This is a genomic window from Vibrio sagamiensis NBRC 104589, assembly GCF_007990935.1.
Lineage (GTDB): Bacteria > Pseudomonadota > Gammaproteobacteria > Enterobacterales > Vibrionaceae > Vibrio > Vibrio sagamiensis.
The window spans coordinates 149364-170266 of record NZ_BJXJ01000001.1; the positions used below are offsets into that span (position 1 = coordinate 149364).

The window sequence follows — 20903 nt, forward strand, 5'->3', positions numbered from 1 at the left end:
ATGTTTTGTTATTTATATTTTATACCCAAGTGACTTTTATGAGGCTCGAACTTGTTCGGTCTCTGTTTGTTCACATTGATTAGGAATGGTGCAGCCTTGGCCTTGTTTTGGTAAGTAATTGGCAATTGCTTTTGGGTAAAGCCAAGCACCAAAACAAGCACCCGTAATTGGAGCCAGAATTGGAATAATAAAGTATGGAATATCTCGTGCTCCAGTGAGAGCATGTTCCCATCCAGCTAAGTAAGCAAAAAGTTTAGGGCCAAAATCGCGGGCAGGGTTCATTGCAAAACCAGTCAATGGACCTAAAGAGCAGCCAATTACTGCAATGAGAATACCAATAAGAAGAGGGTTTAAAGCACCTCGTGAAGCACCGTTGTTCTCATCACCAAGAGCGAGAATAACAAACAGTAGCACGGCGGTAATAACGAATTCTACGGCAAAAGCGCTCATCAATGATAATGAGGCATGAGGGTAAGTAGAAAAAATGCCAGCAGTACTTAATGCTTCTTGGCTACCACGAGTAAAATTATGTGCGATTTCATAGTCTGTAAATAGATTACTATACAAACTATAAACCAGCGCGGCTGAGCAAAATGCCCCCAGTACTTGGGCAACAATATAAGGTAGCACTTTATTTTTATTGAAACCATGAAACATAGCTAGAGCGATAGTGACGGCAGGGTTAATATGGGCACCAGATACACCTGCAGTACAGTAAATAGCAATAGTGACTCCAAGGCCCCAAACGATGCTGACTTCCCACTGTCCAAATTCAGCACCGGTTAGTACCATTGCTGCAACGCAACCGACACCAAAAAAGATCAGTATTGCAGTGCCAATAAACTCGGCTAAACATTTTCCAAGAAGGGATGAGGGGGAGTTGAACGTCATATTTATTGTCCTTTTTGTTACAAATTCTTCTATCCAAAACATCTCACTAAAGGGCAATTACTTGAGATACTTTGCGCATAGTACAAAGTTATTTTGCATGTATTGGTGATACCGAAAATAAACGAGCAATAAAACTGAGTGTTTGAGCATGTATTTGCGAAAAAAGGGTCGATTTTTTGTTAATTAACGCAGCTTTTGAATATTTAGTAAATAGTGATAATGACTGAGCAATGTGTTTTTTTGAATGAACTTTGAGCGCTAAATATTGTTCAATAGTTAAAGTAAAATTTAAATTTTTAATGGTTTCACGTTCTAATTTTATTTTAAATGATTTAATTTTCGTTTTGAAAATTTTGAGGTTATCTTTTAAGCTGTTTTTTTTGTGATTGATGTCATGTTTGAATTTATAAGTGATGATAAATTTGTAAATTTTGGCTGTTGTGTAGGATTTATCACAGAAATTGATTCACCATTTCATAAAATGTCGTTTAGTTTCGCACTCTTTCGTTTTTTTTCGTACGAAGTTGGGTGTTATTCATACTGCTAGTTTGAATAAGTTCACGTTCTGTTCATTAAATAAAAGCGCTTAATTTTGAAGTATCCACTTAATATATTTTGTCAGTACTCACGACTGAACTTAAATAGTAATGAATACTCTTGATAAAAAGCCTATGAACATGCTTATTTAAACGGTGCTTTGTTGAAAATTATTAATGGGGTTCCTATGTTTGGAATATTCAAACCTAAGGCGCATATTGAACGCTTGCGAGAAAGCAAGATCGATCGCACTTATACAAGGTTACGATGGCAGTTATTTGCCGGCATTTTTTTCGGATACGCAGGTTATTACCTAGTACGTAAAAACTTCAGTTTGGCCATGCCTTACCTGATTGAACAGGGCTTTAGCCGAGGTGATCTCGGTGTTGCTTTAGCAGCTGTCTCTATTGCCTACGGTTTATCTAAATTTTTAATGGGAAGTGTTTCGGACCGTTCTAATCCTCGCTATTTCTTGAGTGCTGGATTGATCATGTCAGCGCTGGTTATGTTTTGCTTTGGCTTCATGCCATGGGCGACAGCCAGTATTCCTGCCATGTTTTGCCTATTGTTCTTAAATGGTTGGTTTCAAGGTATGGGATGGCCAGCTTGTGGTCGAACCATGGTTCACTGGTGGTCGCGTAAAGAGCGGGGCAAGATCGTTTCAGTCTGGAATGTCGCACATAATGTCGGTGGTGGTCTGATCGGCCCAATGTTCCTATTTGGCTTATGGGCATTTAACGACGATTGGCACACTGCATTTTATGTTCCCGCCTTTTTTGCCACACTCGTTGCTGTCTTCATTTGGATAACACTGAGAGATACTCCTCAATCTTGTGGTTTACCATCGATAGAAGAATATAAAAATGATTACCCAGACAGCTACGATAAAGCTTATGAAAATGAAATGACTGCGAAGGAAATCTTCTTCAAGTATGTCTTTTCCAATAAGCTACTTTGGGCGATTGCAATTGCTAATGCTTTTGTTTATCTCATTCGTTACGGTGTGCTTGACTGGGCACCCGTCTATTTGAGCGAAGCGAAAGGTTTCAGCGTGGATAAATCGTCATGGGCCTATTTCTTATATGAGTGGGCTGGTATTCCAGGCACACTATTATGTGGTTGGATCTCTGACAAGCTATTTAAAGGACGTCGTGCGCCTGCAGGAATTCTATTTATGGTGCTGGTCATGATCGCTGTGCTTGTTTACTGGTTTAATCCAGCAGGTAACCCAGAAGTTGACATGATGGCTCTCGTGGCGATCGGCTTCCTCATTTATGGTCCTGTGATGCTAATTGGCTTATATGCTCTTGAATTAGCTCCTAAAAAGGCAGCTGGTACAGCGGCAGGTCTGACCGGACTCTTTGGTTATCTTGGTGGTGCCGTTGCAGCGAATGCGATTCTTGGTTACACGGTGGATCACTTTGGTTGGGATGGTGGATTTATCATTCTGGTTGGTTCATGTGTTGCTGCACTGTTATGTCTGGCATATGCGTATATTGGTGAACGAGATTTCCACAATAAAAAACAACAAGAAAAAACCGCATTAGCGTCATAAAAAGTTAAAGAGGCAGTGAAATACTGCCTTTTTCATATCAAGGAAAATAACAATGAAAACAACTAAGTCATTAGGGATTACTTTTTTAGCGTTGAGCCTATCAGCGGGTGTAATTGCTAAGCCATTGGTTATTGCTCATCGCGGAGCGTCAGGATATTTGCCTGAACATACTTTAGAAGCTAAAGCTCTCGCTTATGCAATGAAGCCTGATTATATTGAACAAGATGTAGTAATGACAAAAGACGACCAGTTGGTGGTACTACATGACCATTATTTGGATCGTGTTACTGATGTTGCAGAGCGCTTTCCAGAACGCTCTCGTGCTGATGGCCGTTATTACGCGATTGACTTTACTCTAGCAGAAATTAAAACCTTACGAGTAACGGAAGGATTTAATATTGATGATAAAGGCAACAAAGTTGCCGGGTATCCAACACGTTTCCCAATGTGGAAATCTGATTTTAAAGTCCCCACTTTTGCTGAAGAGCTGGAGCTTATTCAAGGTCTAAACAAAACACTGGGTTACGACATTGGTATCTATCCAGAAATTAAAGCACCTTGGTTCCATCGTAATGAAGGTAAAGATATTTCAAAAGCCGTTTTAAACGTTTTAAAGCAATATGGCTATGATTCACAAGACGATAAAGTGTATCTGCAATGTTTTGATGCAAATGAGCTACAACGCATTAATAATGAGCTTATGCCAGCCATGAAAATGGATCTGAAACTGGTTCAATTGATGGCTTACACGGATTGGAATGAAACCATGGTATACAAGGATGGAGAAGCCATTCCTTATAGCTATGACTGGATGTTTGAAGCTGATGGTATGAAAAAAGTGGCGGCTTATGCGGAAGGTATTGGCCCATGGAAGCCAATGTTAGTCGACGATAAGTCAACGCAAGACAACATTATTATTAAACCATTAATGAGAGCGGCTAAAGAAGCAGGACTGCAAGTGCATCCATATACTTTCCGAGCGGAGCCTGAGCGCATTCCAAGCTATACTAAGAGCTTTGACGGTATGTTAGACATTTTCTATAACCAAGTAAAAGTCGACGGGGTATTTACGGACTTCCCTGATAAAGCGGTAAACTTTTTAAATAAGTAATTTCCGCTCTAGCTTAAGCTGCGATCAATAAAAACCCCTTGGCATAAATGCGAAGGGGTTTTTAGAATCTGGTTATTTAAAACTATTTATTTAAAAGCATTTATCAAAGACAACTTTTCTAAAACACATTCTTCAGCTTGATTTGTGTAGTTCAAAAGCCCTAATGAACTAGTTGTTTTTGTGTAGTTCACTGTTTAACTCAACGGCACTCTTATTCGCTAAGCATTCAATTTGGCCTGTTACAGAGTTACGACGGAACAGGAGATCTGATACGCCAGCTAAATCACGAGCTTTAACCACTTGAACTTCTTGGCCTTCAGAATCAAGCATGCGAACTTTTGAACCAGCGGTTACGTAAAGGCCAGATTCAATCGTACAGCGATCGCCCATTGGAAAACCTAGGCCAGCATTGGCACCAAGCAGTGAGTTTTCACCGATAGAGACCACTACTTTACCGCCACCAGAAAGCGTACCCATGATAGAAGCACCACCGCCAATATCTGAGCCGTTACCTACCAAGACACCGGCAGAAATGCGACCTTCAACCATGCTTACCCCAGTGGTACCTGCATTAAAGTTGATGAAACCTTCGTGCATAACCGTCGTACCTTCGCCCACGTGTGCGCCAAGACGTACACGCGATGTATCTGCTATACGAACACCTGATGGAACCACGTAGTCAACCATTTTAGGGAATTTGTCCACACAATCGACACTAAGAATGCGACCTGCTAAACGAGCTTCTATTTGACGTTCAGCCAGCTCAGGGAGATCGATTGGACCTTCGTTAGTCCAAGCAATATTGTGTAGTAGGCCAAAAATGCCATCCAAGACAGTACCGTGAGGTTGTACTAGACGGTGAGAGATTAATTGAAGTTTCAGGAAGCCTTCTGCAACGCTTTGTGGTTGTTCGTCGTTGGCAAGCATAACAAGCACAAGAGGTTGAGAGGATTGAGCAGCTTTTGCTGCAAAATCAGCGTTTGCATTATCACCATGGGCTTCGAAAGCTGCGGCCAGTTCTGTGCATTGTGTCGCCGAGATCTCAATAGCTTGGTTACCTTGCTCGTAGCCGACTAGTGATGCCAATGCATTAACAAGTTCAGCACTTGGGTTTAGGATTGGATTTGGAAAAAATGCTTCGATGATTTTTTCATCGCGATTTTTTGTTACCGTACCAAAGGCCAAAGAAAAGAAAGCCATAATTGATCTCCGTGTGTTAGGTCTATCTTGCCGGTTCAATAGCAAGAAAAAGCGAGTAGGGTTGTGCCTCGTCGGTTGAGGTCACATGCAAATCATCATAAAGAGAGAACGGGTTAGTTTAAAGAGCAGAGAGAGAGAAAGTCTTTCGATGAATACCCATTGTCTTTTAAACGATATATTTGTCTGATGAGAAATGTTCAGTAGAGGTTGGGCAAATAAACAAAAACGCCGCAAATTGCAGCGTTTTAATCATCGAGAATATTTTGATCTCAACGTCATCAAAGAGGAGTCAGCTTACGCAGCGTCTTCTTCATCACTTTTTTGGCTCTCTTCTGGAACCGCTTGAGGTTTGGCTTTTTTCTCAGCGGGTTTGCGCTTAGCTCCTAGCGCATAAAGCACTTCTTCTTTGTTTTGTGCTAGGAACATCGCCAAGTCTTCTTGCTTGCCTTCATCTTCTAGCAGTTCACTTTTACCAAGCAGTGAGAATAACTCGTCTGCCATGTCTAACATTTTATCGTAGGCATCGGCTTCCGCTTTAGAGGTAAAAGTCATTTTTTCTTCTCCATTGCGCTCTACCACGTACTTAACTATTACAGCCATGGTTGGTCCTCTGATTTGATTAAATTATACTGGGTGCTTATACAGTTTTTAGCTTGAGAAGTCCAGTTGTGCTTCGCATTAAGATAGCAATTGCGGGAAATACCACCGAAACAGAGATGAGCTCTGTACTATTGAGACTTTGGCTGAACACGGCATGTTGAGGTTACTTGGGTACACAAAACTGAATAAATGTTCTTAGCAATAAACTTTGATATTTTTCTTTGTGAACGAGTAGCCAAAAACGGCGTTTCATATCCAGAGGGATGTTCACCACGCTGACGCGTCCATCCTGCATCGCTGATTGAGCGGCAAGACGAGACAAGCATCCAAATCCAAGCCCTGCTGAGACTGAGTTAATCAGTGCTTCCGTGGTATTTAGCTGGAAAGCCTCTTGCCAATTTTCTAATCTGGGAGCTATGGTTTTGAGGAAAAATGCCCTAGAACCAGAGCCTTCTTCGCGTAAAACCCATGGCTTGTTTTCTAGCGCAGCAACAGAGGATGACGCTTGTACAGATTGTGCTTGATTAGGCGCACATATCACACACATTTCATCTTCGCTAAATGGTGTTGATATGAGGTCTGGGTGCGTCGATTTTCCTTCAATAAAGCCAATATCGAGCTCGTAAGCGAGCAACTTATTGCAAATCTGGGCCGAGTTTGAAATCAAGAGACTTTGTGAACGGTGCTGAGTTTGATGTCGAAAATCACTTAAGAGGTAAGGTAAGACGTGATTACCCAGAGTATCACTGGCACCAATACGGAGAAAACCTGCTAAGCTTTTGTCACTGTCAAATAAGCCTTCGAGCTCTTGGCTTCGACGAATAATTTCATCAGCAACAGGCAGCATTTTTTGACCTTCCTGATTGAGAATAAGACGATTATTGACTCGATCAAATAAAGGATGGCCGATGTGCTTTTCAAGTTCAGACAGAGCCATGCTGACAGCCGCTTTAGATAAGAACAAAGATTGCGCTGCTTCAGTGAGTGTTTTGTTTTGTACAATTGAAATAAACACATGCAGTTGTTTGAGTGAGATACGAGGTGGCATTGGTTTTGTTAAGAATAATTGAACGCTTGTCTTAAATAATTGGATATATCGAAACAAAGTGCAAGGGTAAAATAGTTTTTTCTACAGAATATTAAGCTTTGAGGTAGTGATGATTCGAACAACAAAAGCAAAAATCATGGGTGCCCCTACACCGATGGCGGGACTTGCACTTGGGATTGCCAGTTTAGGTTGGAGCTGGGAAAACGTGACTGACCTGCAAGGGTTTGGCCAGTGGATATGTGCCGGTATCGCTTTTGTTCTGCTGTCAGTTTTAGCGATTAAATTTCTTTTGCATCGACATTTATTGAAACAAGACTTAGCACACCCTGTTGTTGGTAGTGTGGTTCCTACTTTTGCAATGGCAAGTATGGTTATCTCCAATTCGTTAGGTCACTTTTTACCGCTAGCTGGTGATATTGTTTGGCTGAGTGCGGTCGTATTGCACATTGTCTTTCTGCTTTGCTTTTTATGGCACCGCGCCCGCGATTTTGAACTGCATCATATGGTACCCAGTTGGTTTGTTCCTCCTGTCGGTATTATTGTTGCAGACGTTTCCTTTTCAGGTAATCCTATTCTCGCTCCAATTGCTTATGGGACGTTAGTGTTTGGCATGGTTTCATACGCAATCATGCTGCCTATGATGATCTACCGATTTATGTTTACTCATGAAATTCCGGATGCAGCTAAGCCTACTATGGCTATTCTAGCAGCTCCAGCCAGCCTCTCTCTCGCGGGCTACTTGACGGTAACCACTACGCCATCACCTGTGATTGTGGCATTGCTGTTTGGGATTGCCGTCTTGATGACAGCGATCATTTATTTGGCGTTTTTTAAGCTGCTCAGATTACCCTTCAGTCCCGGTTATGCGGCGTTTACCTTCCCAATGGTCATAGGTGCAACCGCTCTATTTAAAATGGCGCATTGGATGGAAACGAGAGGCTTAGCTGAACATTACGTGCAACAAGTTCACTGGCTGGCTATTTTAGAATTAATGGTAGCAAGTATGGTTGTCGTATACGTAAGCATACAATATATCCGTTACTTACTGATTCACCCTTACCGGGCACAACATAGTTAGTCAAAGCGAAAATAAAAATGCCACCTAACATTGAGGTGGCATCAAAGTATCATTAAACGAAGCTAAGACTATTTTTGCTGATAAAAACGTGACATCTCATCAAGTGAACCTTGGATAACATAAACAGGGACCTTGTGATTTTTGTCTTTATGTAGCTGATTATCCAATTGTTCAGAATGACCGCCAGGGTTAACAACAAGCATGGTATCTTTGCCGACGAGGGCGTAGTTGTAGTAACTGCCTGCGATAAACCAGTCTCGCGGTTTGAAGTTATCAAATAAGTTGCTTCCAACACTGTAGGACTCAGTCTCACCCTCTACATCAAACAGCATATTCATCAAGGTCGGTACAACATCAAAATGGGTCGTGCGGTAATCGATCTTTTGTGGCTGTCTGTCGGGAACGTACATGTAAAAAGGAACATGAATTTGGGTATCACTATAATTGCCAGTGTGGCCCCAATAGTTCATCTTATGATCGTTAAACTCTTCTCCGTGATCTGAAGAAATAACGACGATCGTGTTTTCTAAGTCGATATTGTTAAGTACTTTGCTTACAAGGCTGTCGATAAAATACAGGGAATTCTTATAACGATTGTGGTAGAGCGAAGCATCAAAATCGTTATTTAGCAGAATATGATCAACACGTTCCCAGTATGGTTTGAACTTAGCAAACTCAGGTTCTGGGAAAACCGCACCGTGGGCAGCATCGTAGAATAGAAAACCAAAGTAGGGCCTATCATCTTTTTGTTGCTGAAATTGGATAAAGTCTTCTGTGATCTCTTTATCGCGTTCAACTGCTGATTTACCCGTTTTTTTCAGCTCGAGGTCTTGCACTTGCTTGAAAACAGTACGAGACAAAGGAGGGCTGGTTAGTGGGGCGGAACCAAAAATACCCATTCGGTAACCTTGCGCTTGCAGAGTGTCCATAAAGATAGGTGAAGTCTGACTGGCGTAAAAGCTATCCCAGTAAGTGGCAGGTAAGCTGTAAAACAAACTAAAAATACCAGCTTGAGTGGAATTACCACCACTCATATGCTGAGAGAATTGTGTTGTTCTTTCAGCAAATTTACTGACGTTTGGCATGATATCAGCCGTTGCATCCGTGTGTCGCCATGCATCAATCAGAATGAATAATACATTAGGCTGCTTAGCTTTAGCTTTGACTTCAACTGGTGATAACGGGTAATTAAGTGTACTGCTTTTGACATTTTTTAATTCAACTCGATTTTGTGATGCGATGTCTTGGTCAACGAGGTTATGTCGGTAAATAAAATTACGGGCTGTCAATGGGTAGTACAGAGGCCAATTGTTAGAGAATTGACTGACTTCATCATCATAAAGAGCATTGGTGTAAGCGTGAATGGCTTGTGTGCTTAGAAGAACGCCGAACCAAACTGCGACAATAGCGTATTTAATTCGGTTGCGTGCTAGCTTGTTACTGATCCAAACGGTTAGCATGAGGCCGGCAAAAAGCAAAAGAATATTGGCGAAGAAAAGCAACCAAGTCATCCAAGAAATTTCAAATACATCGCTACCACCTTCAAAAAACATCCGGATCAGTAGACCGTTGATATGCAGCTTATATTGCTCGAAGACAAGAATATCGACTTTGAGCATGATTAGCAGTGAAAGAGCGATGACGATAACGAGCGTTTTAAACATTCTGCTGGGAAGAAAGGCAAATAATGCACTGATTAACAGACAGGACAGGACAATCAAGCCTAACCAGCCATATTGTGTGGCCAGCAGATAATAGATTTGAAGGAATGATAGAGTTTCATTCGCGCCGTTTGAAAGCAAAAAAGGGTAAAAGACAATAGAAATATAAATAGCAAAGCAAGCAAAGAATGCAGTTAACCAAGCACAGTTGGTTGTGATTTTTCGAAACATATCTTGAGCGGTACCAATCATTATTTTTATGTGTACAAAAGTGTTGTATTAAGTGACTTGTCCTTCTTATGCAAATAACAAAAACAAGTATTAATTGGTTAATTAATGTGAATTGTATCACATTAATCTATTTTTAGTAGAGTTGCATTTGGTGAGGTTATTTTTTTTGTCAATTTTGAAATTGTCGGTATATGCAATAATGTTGTTTTTTTATATGAACTTTTGTTCGGTAACGTTATAAGAACAAGGGCTGATTGTGCTAAGCTTGCGGACAGTTTCTGTCAGTTTTTCGGTACTTCCATTTGTTCACTGTTTATCACTCCAATCAAGTTGATGTTCTAAAGTCATTGCTCGTTGAACTGATTCGTATTGCTCCATTAGATCATCCGTTTGAAAAAGAGCAAATACTGGTTCAAAGCCCTGGTATGTCGCAGTGGCTGAAAATGGCGCTGGCAAAAGAGCTGGGTGTGGCGGCAAATATTGATTTTCCATTACCAGCGACGTTTATTTGGGACATGTTCACTCAGATTCTGAGCGATGTGCCCAAACGTAGTGCGTTTAACAAAGAGTCCATGACGTGGAAGCTGATGCGCTTGTTGCCGACTTTATTGGCCGATCCGCTTTTTGCTCCTCTAGCACAGTACCTAGAGGGAGATGATGATTGCAGTAAACTGTATCAATTGTCTGAGAAAATCGCTGATATTTTTGATGGTTACTTGGTTTATCGTCCTGAATGGATAGCAACTTGGGAGGCCGGAGAAAATCTTATCGATTTAGAAGAATCCCATCCTTGGCAACCTGTTTTATGGCGAGCTTTGTATGATTACACCGTTTCATTAGGACAGTCACCGTACCATCGAGCCAACTTATATGAGCATTTCATTCAAGTTCTAGATGGTTTTCATGGCAAAATTGAGCGTTTACCCAAGCGGTTATTTGTGTTTGGTATTGCTTCTCTTCCCCCACGTTATATGGATGCATTGAGAGCAATAGGGCAGCATATCGATGTTCACCTGATGTTTACCAATCCTTGTCGGTATTATTGGGGAGAAGTGCGTGATAGGAAATTCCTAGCTCGCTTGGCTGCTAAGTACCGCCAGCATTTGGTTTGGAAACAAGATCACTCTGAAGTGGAGGGCGAGACTGAACAGCTTAAAGGGTCGATTGAAGACAATCTTATCGATGAACTCCACACAGATGCCGTGGGAAATAGCTTACTGGCTTCTATGGGCAAATTAGGGCGAGATAATTTGTATTTATTATCTCAATCGGAATCGCATGAAATTGAAGCGTTTGTTGATGTTGATCGAGACAGCTTACTTCATCACCTCCAAGCCGATATTCTCAATTTAGAAGAACACCAAGATGATAGTTCGATTGATCATAGCCAGCATAAACAGGTTATTACGCTTGATGATGAATCATTAAGCTTGCATGCCTGCCATAGCCCAATGCGCGAAGTTGAAGTGTTGCATGATCAATTACTCGCTATGTTTGATGCAGATAGCACATTGAAACCACGAGATATTATTGTCATGGTGGCTGATATCAACGCATACAGTCCTGCGATTCAAGCCGTTTTTGGTAATGCCCCTGGTGAACGTTTTATTCCGTATTCGATTTCTGACAGAACTGCCGATCAAGAAAGTCCAATTTTAGCCGCTTTTATGCAATTAGTGAATTTACCTAATACGCGGTGCTTAGCGTCTGAATTATTAGAACTTCTCGAATCTCCGGCGATTTTGAAGCGATTTGAACTAAGTGAAGAGGATTTTCTGCAAGCGAAACGCTGGGTGGAAGAATCGGGTATTCGCTGGGGGCTAGATAGCCACACCAGTTGTGAATTTGAATTACCGGAAACTCGGCAAAATACCTGGCAATTTGGCATTCAGCGTATGCTTCTTGGTTATGCTATGCCAGAGTCTGTGGGCTTGTTTAGCGGACAACAAGGCCGTTTATCTCCATTTAATGAAGTGCAAGGTATGGGAGCAGAGCTTGCAGGGAAATTGGCTTACTTTATCCAAAAAATAAGTGATTATCGTCGAAAGCTCGCAAAGGTTCAGGCTATTGATGCTTGGAGAGAAACGCTGATTACCATGCTGGATGATTTTTTCTTAGTTGATCTTGAAGGAGAAATGGCGCTCAAGTCCATTCGAGACACATTAAGTCAGCTAAAAGAGCAATTAACGGATGCGAAATTCGACGACAATTTATCCCCATCAGTTCTAAGGCAATATCTACATAACAAGCTCTCCAGTACCCGTGTGAGTCAACGCTTTTTAGCTGGGCAAGTAAACTTTTGTACCCTTATGCCTATGCGGTCAATTCCGTTTCGAGTGGTGTGCTTGTTGGGTATGAATGACGGTATTTATCCACGTTCTATGCCACCTGAAGGTTTCGATTTGATGACTGGTCGAGCCAAACCTGGTGATCGATCTCGTCGAGATGACGACCGTTATTTGTTTTTAGAAGCGATGTTATCCGCTCAGCAGACACTGTATATCAGCTTTGTTGGACGCTCTATTCAAGATAACACTGAACGAGTGCCTTCCGTTTTAGTCTCTGAGTTGATGGAATATTGCCATCAAAACTACTGCTTAGAGGGAGATGAAGCGTTATCAGTTGATGCCTCAGGTGAGCGGTTACTGAAATCATTATTCAAAGAGCATACCATGGTGCCTTTTAGTCCGGCAGCATTTCAAGGTGAGCAACGCAGTTATGCCAAAGAATGGCTGCCTGTAGCCTTGATGCAAAGTGGTCAAACTGAGCAACTGACTCCACCAGTATTTCATCGTGCTTTGGACAATTATTTGCTGGGTTTGACCTTCCCATTTGAGCTCGACTTAGTCGAATTACAACGATTCTGGCGTTTACCTGTACAGTACTTCTTTAATCGTCGGTTAAAAGTCATTTTTGAGCCGCCACTTCCTGTAATGGCTGATGATGAGCCTTTTGCTTTAGGCGGGCTGGCCAGTTATCAAATGCGAGATGAACTGCTGGAGACGCTTTTAACCACGGAACTGACTCAACCGGAATTGAAAAGCGAGGTCCTTGAAGCCTTTATGCAACAGCAACGAGCTCAAGGAAAATTGCCCATTGGGGCTTTTGGTGACATCGAATTTGAAACGAATCGAGTTCAGACCGAAGAGTTGGTTGAGAAACTGGCATATTTGTCCGGCGCTCCTCAAGATGATTTAGAAATTGATCTGACGTTCGAGGGATTGTTTGATCAAGAAGGTCACCCAGTTCGTTTAACGGGGTGGTTGACGCAATGTTACCAAGCCGGTTTGATTCGTTATCGGAGTGGTAAGATTCGCTCTCAAGATTATCTTTCGGCTTGGATTGATCATTTAGCGATGTCAGCGGCAGGTTATGCCCTGAAGACTCATATGGTGGGTTATGACCGAAAAGAAGGTGTTGTCCATCTGATTTATCCCGCGATGGCCGATGCTCAACAAGCAAAAAACTACTTAAAAGAGCTGATACGCTTGTTTTTCGAGGGAATGACTCAACCACTGCCTTATTTTCCTAAGACAGCTCTAGCGAGTGTTGAAGCAGGGTTTAGTCGTGGTCAATGGGTTGAAGACGAAGAAAAATCGTTGAAGAAAATGATGGAAGCGTTCACCGATGGCTATATTACGACAGGTGAGGGAAAAAATAGCTATATCGCGCGAGTTTGGCCTGATTGGAACGAAGAACTGGCTGCGGAAGTTCGTTTACTTGCTTTTTTGGTTCTGCAAGGTGCTCGTTTGAGTGCGACTGAGAGTGAGCAAGAGAGCGAGTGTTGAGTAGATTGAAACGTTACTCAACAGGTATTCAAAGTATTATTGTTGATATATTCGGAGATATGTAGCGATATGGCGCAAACGTCAGTACCCACTCCTTTGCAAACCATGGTTTTCCCTTTACATGGTGCAAGACTGATTGAAGCTTCAGCTGGAACGGGTAAAACTTTTACCATTGCAGGCCTGTACCTGCGGCTTCTGTTAGGTCACGGTAATGCAGAAACAAAACACCGTGTGCCCCTGACGGTTGATCAAATCTTAGTAGTGACGTTTACCGAAGCCGCTACCGCTGAGCTGAGGGATCGTATTCGTGCTCGTATCCATGATGCCCGAATTGCTTTTTCTCGAAATTGCAGTGACGACCCGGTTATTGCCCCTTTGCTCAATGAGGTGGAAAATAAAAAGCAGGCGATTGATATTCTATTGCAAGCAGAACGCCAAATGGATGAGGCTGCGGTATACACTATTCACGGTTTTTGTCAGCGCATGTTGACGCAAAATGCCTTTGAGTCTGGTAGCCGTTTTGATAATGAGTTCGTGACCGATGAAAGTCACTTAAAAACGCAGGTGGTCGCAGATTATTGGCGACGCAACTTTTATCCATTACCTTTAGATTTGGCTGTGGAAATTCGCCAGCTTTGGTCCGAACCAACCCAATTGTTGCAAGAGATTGGGCCATATTTAACGGGTTCGCCACTGACTTTATCGGTTCCTGCGATGGAAGGCTCGCTTGCAGAACTGCATCAACAAAACCTCAAGACGATTGATGCATTTAAAACGCAATGGCGTGAAAGCCAAGAGGATATGCTGGCACTGATATCAAACTCTGATATCAATAAGCGCAGCTACACCAAAAAATCATTACCTGCTTGGTTAGACACAGTGGATGTTTGGGCTGCGACAGAAACTACCAGTTACGGCTATCCCGATAAATTGGAGAAATTTTCTCAATCTGTCTTAATCGAAAAAACACCTAAAGGGACAGCTCCAGAACATCCAGTATTTAATGCGATCGAACACTTTCTTAGCCACCCTGTGAGTTTAAAAGCACCTCTTTTAGCCCATGCGATAGAGCAGTGTCGTTGGATGTTAATGAAGGCAAAGCAGCAAAAGCAATGGCTCTCTTTTGATGATCTTCTTACTCAGCTGTCGGCCTCCATTGATAATGACGAGCAAGCTTTACTGACCGATCGCATTCGGGCTTTATATCCGGTAGCAATGATTGACGAATTCCAAGACACGGATCCTTTGCAGTACAGCATATTCAGCCGTATTTATCTCAATAATCCTGAGTGTGGTTGGTTTATGATCGGAGATCCCAAACAGGCGATTTATGGTTTCCGTGGTGCTGATATCTTTACCTATATAAAAGCACGTAATCAGGTAAGCGCTCACTATACCCTAGGGACTAACTGGCGCTCTAGTGATGACATGGTTCAGGCCGTAAACCAGTTGTTTGAACGACCAGACAGCCCATTTATTTACGATAGTGATATTCCATTTTTACCGGTGAGTTCGAGCCCAAATGCAGCTCAGCGAGTGTGGACGCTCGATGAGAAAAAGCAGCCAGCTTTAACTTATTGGCTCCAGCCTGCTGAGGATAAACCGTTATCGAAAGGGGAGTATCTGAGTGCCATGGCCCAAGCTACAGCGAGTCAGATCCAAACCATTCTCACTGCGGCTCAGCAAGGTCAAGCATGCCTAGTCAATGGTGAAAAAAAACGGGCCGTACAAGCTGGGGATATTGCCGTTCTAGTCCGGACAGGGAGTGAGGGGCATCGAATCAAACAGGCTCTGGCACAGCAAGGGATTGCCAGTGTGTATTTATCCAATCGAGACAGCGTTTTTACCAGTTCAGTTGCCCAAGATATTCAGCGTTTATTACAAGCGGTTTTGACGCCAGAAAATGACAGAGCATTAAGGGCCAGTTTAGCCTCTGAGCTGTTTGCACTGGATGCTGGGCGTTTAGATGCACTCAATAATGATGAAATTGTCTGGGACAATGCCGTCAGTGAATTTAAAGAGTATCGAAAATTATGGCAGTTACGTGGTGTGCTGCCGATGCTTCGCTCAGTGATCAGTAAGCGCCATATTGCTGAACGGTTACTGGTAGAGACGGCTTCATCACAGGATGAAAATGGTGAGCGCGTACTTACTGATCTCATGCATATCGGAGAGTTACTCCAACAAGCGAGTAATGAGCTTGATAGTGATCATGGTTTGCTACGCTGGTTAGCTCAATCGATCAGTGATGCCGAACATGGGCTTGGAGGCAGTGAAGAGCAAGTTCAACGTCTAGAATCCGAGCGTAATCTGGTACAAATTGTCACTATTCATAAATCAAAAGGTTTAGAATATGACTTGGTATTTTTGCCTTTTGTATTCAGTTACCGTGAAGCCAATGAAGCGAAATATTATGATGCGGACAACGATCGAACCATACTCGATATTACCAACAATGAGGCCTCACTGAAACAAGCCGATAAGGAACGTTTAGCTGAGGATCTTCGCCTGATTTATGTGGCATTAACACGTGCAGTTTATGCTTGTTTTATCGGTGCGTCTCCACTTCGTAATGGACGTTCAACAAAAGAACCGACAGGGGTTCATCATAGTGCTATTGGCCATTTAATCCAAAATGGGCAAGCCGGAGGAATTCATGATTTGTTGTTGGGTCTTACTGAGCAGCAAAAATCGCTAGAGGGAGTCGTGGTTTGTGATCCCCCTGAGCTAAATAATGAAAAATACCAACAACAGCAAGCAAACAGTGTTGAGCTGAAAGCGCAGCAAATCAATATGCCTATCGACAGAAATTGGCGCATAACCAGTTACTCAGGTCTGGTTAAACAAGGTACACAACATGCGGAACATGATGCTACGATGGAAGTGACAGGGTTTGATATCGATTCATCTCAAGAGCATGATGAGGCAGAATTACTCGAACCTGTGCGTTCTATTTTCAGTTTCCCACGTGGTGCGCGCCCTGGTACTTTCTTACACAGTCTCTTTGAAGAAATTGAATTTACCCAACCGGCTTCCAGCGAAGCCAATACGCAAGTGATCATGGCCTTGATGGAAAGTGAGCAGTTAGACGAACAATGGCTGCCTATATTGCAAGTATTGATCGATACTGTTTTGTCGACACCGTTGGATGGAAAGGGGTTATTACTTAATCAAAAACAGCCCGCTCAGCGTTTGGTTGAGATGGAGTTTTTACTTCCGATAGAGGTGCTTACATCGCCTGCACTCAACCGTGTCATCCAGCGCCATGATCCGCTTTCTGCCAGAGCCGGTGATTTAGGTTTTCAAACCGTACAAGGCATGTTGAAGGGCTTTATTGATTTGGTCTTTGAACACCAAGGTCAATATTTTGTACTGGATTGGAAATCAAATCACCTAGGAGATGATGTTGCTCATTATCACGGTGAGGCTCTGAAGTCAGCAATGGCGGAGCATCGTTATGACTTGCAGTATCAAATCTATGCATTAGCTTTACACCGATTTTTACGTAGCCGAATAAAAGATTACGACTACCAACGTCATTTTGGTGGCGTTTATTATTTGTTTTTACGTGGTATGGATGGGCAAAGTGATCATGGCATTTTCACCGCCAAGCCATCTCTGGCGTTTTTACAAGATATGGATCAATTAATTGATGGTAAAGCCTTGGACCCACGTTCCAGTGATTCAGGCCAAATGGAGTTAATCTGATGAAAAGTCATGATATGTTGTTAGAGCAAGGTGACCTTTTGATGGTGTTGTCTCATTTGGTGAGTCGCGGTGGAATTCGACCCGTTGATGAGCAGTTTGCTCGCTTTATTTATTCTCAATGTCAACAGCAAGCTGATGGGCAACTCTTGGCTTTGATTGCAGCAGTATTGAGTAGTGAATTAGGTAAAGGGCATATCTGTTTACCGCTCTTTGATCAACAAGGGCAACCGACTGACCTGGTGAGTAAGCTAGGCTTATTTGGTGATGCGGCCTTAGCGCTGCATACAAAACTGCAACCTATCAATTGGCTTGAGCTCCTACAGCGGTCTCCGCTTGTAGGTCATGCTGGGGAAGCATTGCCAATGATGTTTGATGGGGAACGTTTGTACCTGAGTCGCTACTGGTATTATGAAGTCACATTAGCAAACAAGCTCAATCAATTGAGTGAAGTGAGTTCATTACCAGCGTCAGAATTGTCACGTTTATCTGAACTATTGAACCATTTATTTGCACGTCAATATCACTTTTTATTCCACGCTTTATCAGCATTAAACGAGACGGGCAGTAGCCATCAAGTGCAGCGTCAACAGCTGGTGTGTGACCATCTAGATATTGTTGATGAAACTCAGTTAGATTGGATAGCTGTCGATCAGGTTGTCAGTCAATGTCGACACGTGCAAGATTTACAAGTGCTCGATGATCTCGTCCCACTTGCTGTATGTGTCAACTGGCAAAAAGTAGCAGCAGCAGTGGCACTTACTCGGCGTTTTGCTGTGATCTCAGGTGGACCAGGAACTGGAAAAACCACGACTGTTACCAAATTGCTTGCTGCTTTGATTGAACAAGCGGGAACAGCAAAAAATATCACGATTAAGCTTGTAGCTCCGACAGGTAAAGCAGCGGCACGTTTAACTGAATCGATTGGGAAAGCGGTACAAGCGCTACCCGTAGGCCCAGATTTAAAAGCCAAAATACCGACTGAGTCGAGTACGTTACATCGATTGCTTGGGGTAATTCCAAATAGTGTTGAATTTCGCCATAATAAGCAAAACCCGCTGCATTTGGATATTTTAGTCATCGATGAGGCTTCGATGGTTGATCTGCCGATGATGTATAAAGTAGTGGAGTCGCTGCCTAAACATGCGCGCTTAATTTTGCTGGGAGATAAGGATCAGTTAGCTTCCGTAGAAGCGGGTGCAGTATTAGGCGATATTTGCTCTTTCAATACGTTTGGCTACTCAAAAGAGCAAGCAAAAGCAGTCGCTAAATTGACGGGCTTTACGACTTTAAACCATAGCTCAACTCACAAAGTCTCGATTGCAGACAGCCTGTGTATGCTGCAAAAAAGTTATCGTTTTGATGTGCGTTCTGGTATTGGCCAACTGGCGAAAGCGGTGAATGCAGGCTCTGCAGCTCAAGTCGACCATGTTTTTAACCAAGACTTCACCGATATTGAGCAGTTTGCTTTGAGTAGCCAGCATTATAATCAAATGATGCAAGTGTTGGTGAAAGAGTATGGTCATTACTTAAAACGCATAAATCATCATAACCACCCAGAAAACGGCCAAGCTGAGAGTGTTAGCGATAAAGCCAAAGCAGTGTTAGAAGCTTTTAATCGATGTCGCCTACTGTGTGCGGTTCGGGAAGGAGACTTTGGTGTAGCAGGCTTAAACCAGCGAGTTGAAAAAGCATTAGCCGCTCGCAAGTTAATCCAAATGCAAGATGAGCTTTGGTATCATGGGCGGCCAGTGATGGTGACTCGTAATGATCATAGTCTAGGGTTGTACAACGGAGATATCGGTATATGTATGCTCGATGATCGTGAAGAGGAACAGCGCTTGAAGGTATTCTTTGAATTGCCTGATGGCAGTGTCAAATCAGTATTACCCAGCCGAGTTCCTGAACATGACACTGCTTATGCGATGACAATCCACAAATCTCAAGGGAGTGAGTTTGAGTTTACTTTGATGATACTGCCTCCGTCTTATAGTCCAATTTTAACTCGCGAGCTTATCTATACAGGGATCACTCGGGCGAAAAAACGCCTAGCGATGTACACCGATATGAACATCCTCAAGCGTGGGATAAAAATTAAGACATCACGAGCCAGTGGATTAGTTTCACGTTTGTCACCTTAAAGGTCTAGTGCTAAGATTTTGGAATTCCTTTGAAAGTTGTATAAGTCTTGTTTGGTATTAGGCAGATAATCCAGGCTGACTTCATAGAAACCTTGTTCGCGGAACCAGTGTAAGCTGCGTGTCGTCAACACAAAGATCTGGTCGATATTGGTATTTTTAGAACGATGCTTCATATGGTTTAATAATAATAGTCCTCGGTTACCGTCACGGTAATCGGGATGGATAGCGACGCAGGCCATTTCTGCTTTACGTTCATCAAGATAAGGGTATAAAGCTGCACAACCGATGATCAAGCCATCCTTTTCAATAATCGTAAATTGGCGAATTTCTTGCTCTAACTGTTCTCTAGATCGACGGACTAAGATACCTTGTTCTTCAAGGGGTAGGATAAGATCTAAGATACCACCAATATCATTAATGTTGGCTTCGCGAATTTGTTCGGCGCTCGCCACGACGATTTGAGTTCCAATGCCATCGAGTGAAAATAATTCTTGAATCAGGGCGCCATCAACTTTATAGCTGATTAAATGGCAACGTGGTACACCTGCTCTGCAAGCATTAATGGCCGCATTGAGAAAGCTAACGGTGTCGGTACGATCACCATAGTTATCAGCTTGATCATAGGTGAGCTTTTGGATGGCTCGTTCTGCTTCTATCGGGAATAATTCTGCAACGGCATTGCCATAGTCATCGATAACGCCTTGCTCAGCGCAAAAACCAATCAATTTATCTGCGCCAAGTTTAATTGCCAGTTCGGTGGCAACATCTTCAGAAAGTAAGTTAAAGCATTCCCCTGTCACTGAGCCAGCAATCGGACCAAAAAGTACGATGGAATTTTGCTCCAATGCTCGATGGATTGCATGAGTATCAATGCGACGAATGCGCCCGCTGTGGCAATAGTCTACCCCTTCATCAATCCCCAGTGGTTGAGCGATGACAAAATTACCATTAATAACATTAAGTTGTGTTCCTGCCATAGGGGTATTACCAAGGCTCATGGAGAGGCGTGCAGTAATTGCAAGCTGGAGTTGTCCTGCAACCTGCATAGCCACGGAAAGCGCTGCTTCGTCGGTAATACGGATGTTTTTATGGTAGGGCGTAATCAGTCCATGTTTGATGAGTTGTTGATTTATTTGTGGTCTTGCACCAAAAACAATCACGACTTTGATACCTAAGCTATGCATTAAAGCGATATCATTAATAATATTGCCAAAGTTTTTATCGGCGACCGCTTCACCACCCAGCATAACGACCATCGTTTTCCCACGATGTGCATTGACATAAGGGGAGGATTGGCGAAATCCTTTGACCAATGCCGTACTACGAATTTTCACGACATACATTCCTTTTTGTTTAA

Annotated in this window: 12 protein-coding genes; 6 read left to right on the forward strand and 6 right to left on the reverse strand. The window is 42.7% G+C overall.

The genetic code is table 11. From position 1 onward, the window contains the following. Positions 1–36: 36 nt before the first annotated feature. Positions 37–891 (reverse strand): MIP/aquaporin family protein, encoded by an 855-nt coding sequence (locus VSA01S_RS00610; protein ID WP_039979499.1) that lies wholly within the window; start codon positions 889–891, stop codon positions 37–39. A gap of 724 nt (positions 892–1615) precedes the next feature. Between VSA01S_RS00610 and glpT the strand changes: the two genes are divergently transcribed. Both glpT and glpQ read left to right on the forward strand, forming a co-directional pair. Next, complete coding sequence (gene glpT / locus VSA01S_RS00615) at positions 1616–2983, forward strand: glycerol-3-phosphate transporter (protein WP_039979500.1); 1368 nt, start codon at positions 1616–1618, stop codon at positions 2981–2983. A gap of 52 nt (positions 2984–3035) precedes the next feature. Then, positions 3036–4094: a glycerophosphodiester phosphodiesterase gene (glpQ, locus tag VSA01S_RS00620; protein WP_039979501.1), complete on the forward strand. Its 1059-nt coding sequence runs from the start codon at positions 3036–3038 to the stop codon at positions 4092–4094. Between the two features lie 168 nt (positions 4095–4262). On the opposite strand, the gene dapD is transcribed toward glpQ, so the two are convergent. From dapD to VSA01S_RS00635, 3 genes are all read right to left on the reverse strand, one after another. Further along, positions 4263–5294, reverse strand: coding sequence for a 2,3,4,5-tetrahydropyridine-2,6-dicarboxylate N-succinyltransferase (gene dapD, locus VSA01S_RS00625; RefSeq protein WP_039979502.1), 1032 nt, complete (start codon positions 5292–5294; stop codon positions 4263–4265). Between the two features lie 294 nt (positions 5295–5588). Beyond that, positions 5589–5894 (reverse strand): YebG family protein, encoded by a 306-nt coding sequence (locus VSA01S_RS00630; RefSeq protein ID WP_021708196.1) that lies wholly within the window; start codon positions 5892–5894, stop codon positions 5589–5591. Positions 5895–6057: 163 nt separating this feature from the next. Beyond that, positions 6058–6942 (reverse strand): LysR family transcriptional regulator, encoded by an 885-nt coding sequence (locus VSA01S_RS00635; protein ID WP_039979503.1) that lies wholly within the window; start codon positions 6940–6942, stop codon positions 6058–6060. Positions 6943–7051: 109 nt separating this feature from the next. Between VSA01S_RS00635 and VSA01S_RS00640 the strand changes: the two genes are divergently transcribed. Further along, entirely contained in the window at positions 7052–8020 is a 969-nt protein-coding gene (locus tag VSA01S_RS00640; protein ID WP_039979504.1) for a TDT family transporter, read from the forward strand. Positions 8021–8088: 68 nt separating this feature from the next. Here the strand turns inward: VSA01S_RS00640 and VSA01S_RS00645 are convergent, their stop codons facing one another. Continuing rightward, positions 8089–9912: a DUF3413 domain-containing protein gene (locus tag VSA01S_RS00645; RefSeq protein ID WP_039979613.1), complete on the reverse strand. Its 1824-nt coding sequence runs from the start codon at positions 9910–9912 to the stop codon at positions 8089–8091. Between the two features lie 302 nt (positions 9913–10214). On the opposite strand from VSA01S_RS00645, the gene recC reads away from it, so the two are divergent. The 3 genes from recC to recD all read left to right on the forward strand — a co-directional run bounded on the left by recC (position 10215) and on the right by recD (position 19546). Next, on the forward strand, positions 10215–13700 hold the full coding sequence (gene recC, locus VSA01S_RS00650; protein ID WP_039979505.1) for an exodeoxyribonuclease V subunit gamma: 3486 nt from the start codon (positions 10215–10217) through the stop codon (positions 13698–13700). Between the two features lie 69 nt (positions 13701–13769). Next, positions 13770–17408, forward strand: coding sequence for an exodeoxyribonuclease V subunit beta (gene recB / locus VSA01S_RS00655; protein ID WP_039979506.1), 3639 nt, complete (start codon positions 13770–13772; stop codon positions 17406–17408). Beyond that, entirely contained in the window at positions 17408–19546 is a 2139-nt protein-coding gene (recD, locus tag VSA01S_RS00660; RefSeq protein ID WP_083932204.1) for an exodeoxyribonuclease V subunit alpha, read from the forward strand. The genes recB and recD overlap by 1 nt, the downstream gene beginning before the upstream one ends. On the opposite strand, the gene argA is transcribed toward recD, so the two are convergent. Beyond that, positions 19543–20880 carry an amino-acid N-acetyltransferase gene (gene argA / locus VSA01S_RS00665; protein ID WP_039979507.1) on the reverse strand — a complete coding sequence of 446 codons (1338 nt, stop codon included), beginning with the start codon at positions 20878–20880 and terminating at the stop codon, positions 19543–19545. The genes recD and argA overlap by 4 nt on opposite strands. Positions 20881–20903: the final 23 nt, after the last annotated feature.

What these genes read in the sequence shown, in the direction of transcription:
- VSA01S_RS00610 (WP_039979499.1), bottom strand. Translation starts at nt 891, where the DNA reads ATGACGTTCAACTCCCCCTCATCCCTTCTTGGAAAATGTTTAGCCGAG.
- glpT (WP_039979500.1), top strand. Translation starts at nt 1,616, where the DNA reads ATGTTTGGAATATTCAAACCTAAGGCGCATATTGAACGCTTGCGAGAA.
- glpQ (WP_039979501.1), top strand. Translation starts at nt 3,036, where the DNA reads ATGAAAACAACTAAGTCATTAGGGATTACTTTTTTAGCGTTGAGCCTA.
- dapD (WP_039979502.1), bottom strand. Translation starts at nt 5,294, where the DNA reads ATGGCTTTCTTTTCTTTGGCCTTTGGTACGGTAACAAAAAATCGCGAT.
- VSA01S_RS00630 (WP_021708196.1), bottom strand. Translation starts at nt 5,894, where the DNA reads ATGGCTGTAATAGTTAAGTACGTGGTAGAGCGCAATGGAGAAGAAAAA.
- VSA01S_RS00635 (WP_039979503.1), bottom strand. Translation starts at nt 6,942, where the DNA reads ATGCCACCTCGTATCTCACTCAAACAACTGCATGTGTTTATTTCAATT.
- VSA01S_RS00640 (WP_039979504.1), top strand. Translation starts at nt 7,052, where the DNA reads ATGATTCGAACAACAAAAGCAAAAATCATGGGTGCCCCTACACCGATG.
- VSA01S_RS00645 (WP_039979613.1), bottom strand. Translation starts at nt 9,912, where the DNA reads ATGTTTCGAAAAATCACAACCAACTGTGCTTGGTTAACTGCATTCTTT.
- recB (WP_039979506.1), top strand. Translation starts at nt 13,770, where the DNA reads ATGGCGCAAACGTCAGTACCCACTCCTTTGCAAACCATGGTTTTCCCT.
- recD (WP_083932204.1), top strand. Translation starts at nt 17,408, where the DNA reads ATGAAAAGTCATGATATGTTGTTAGAGCAAGGTGACCTTTTGATGGTG.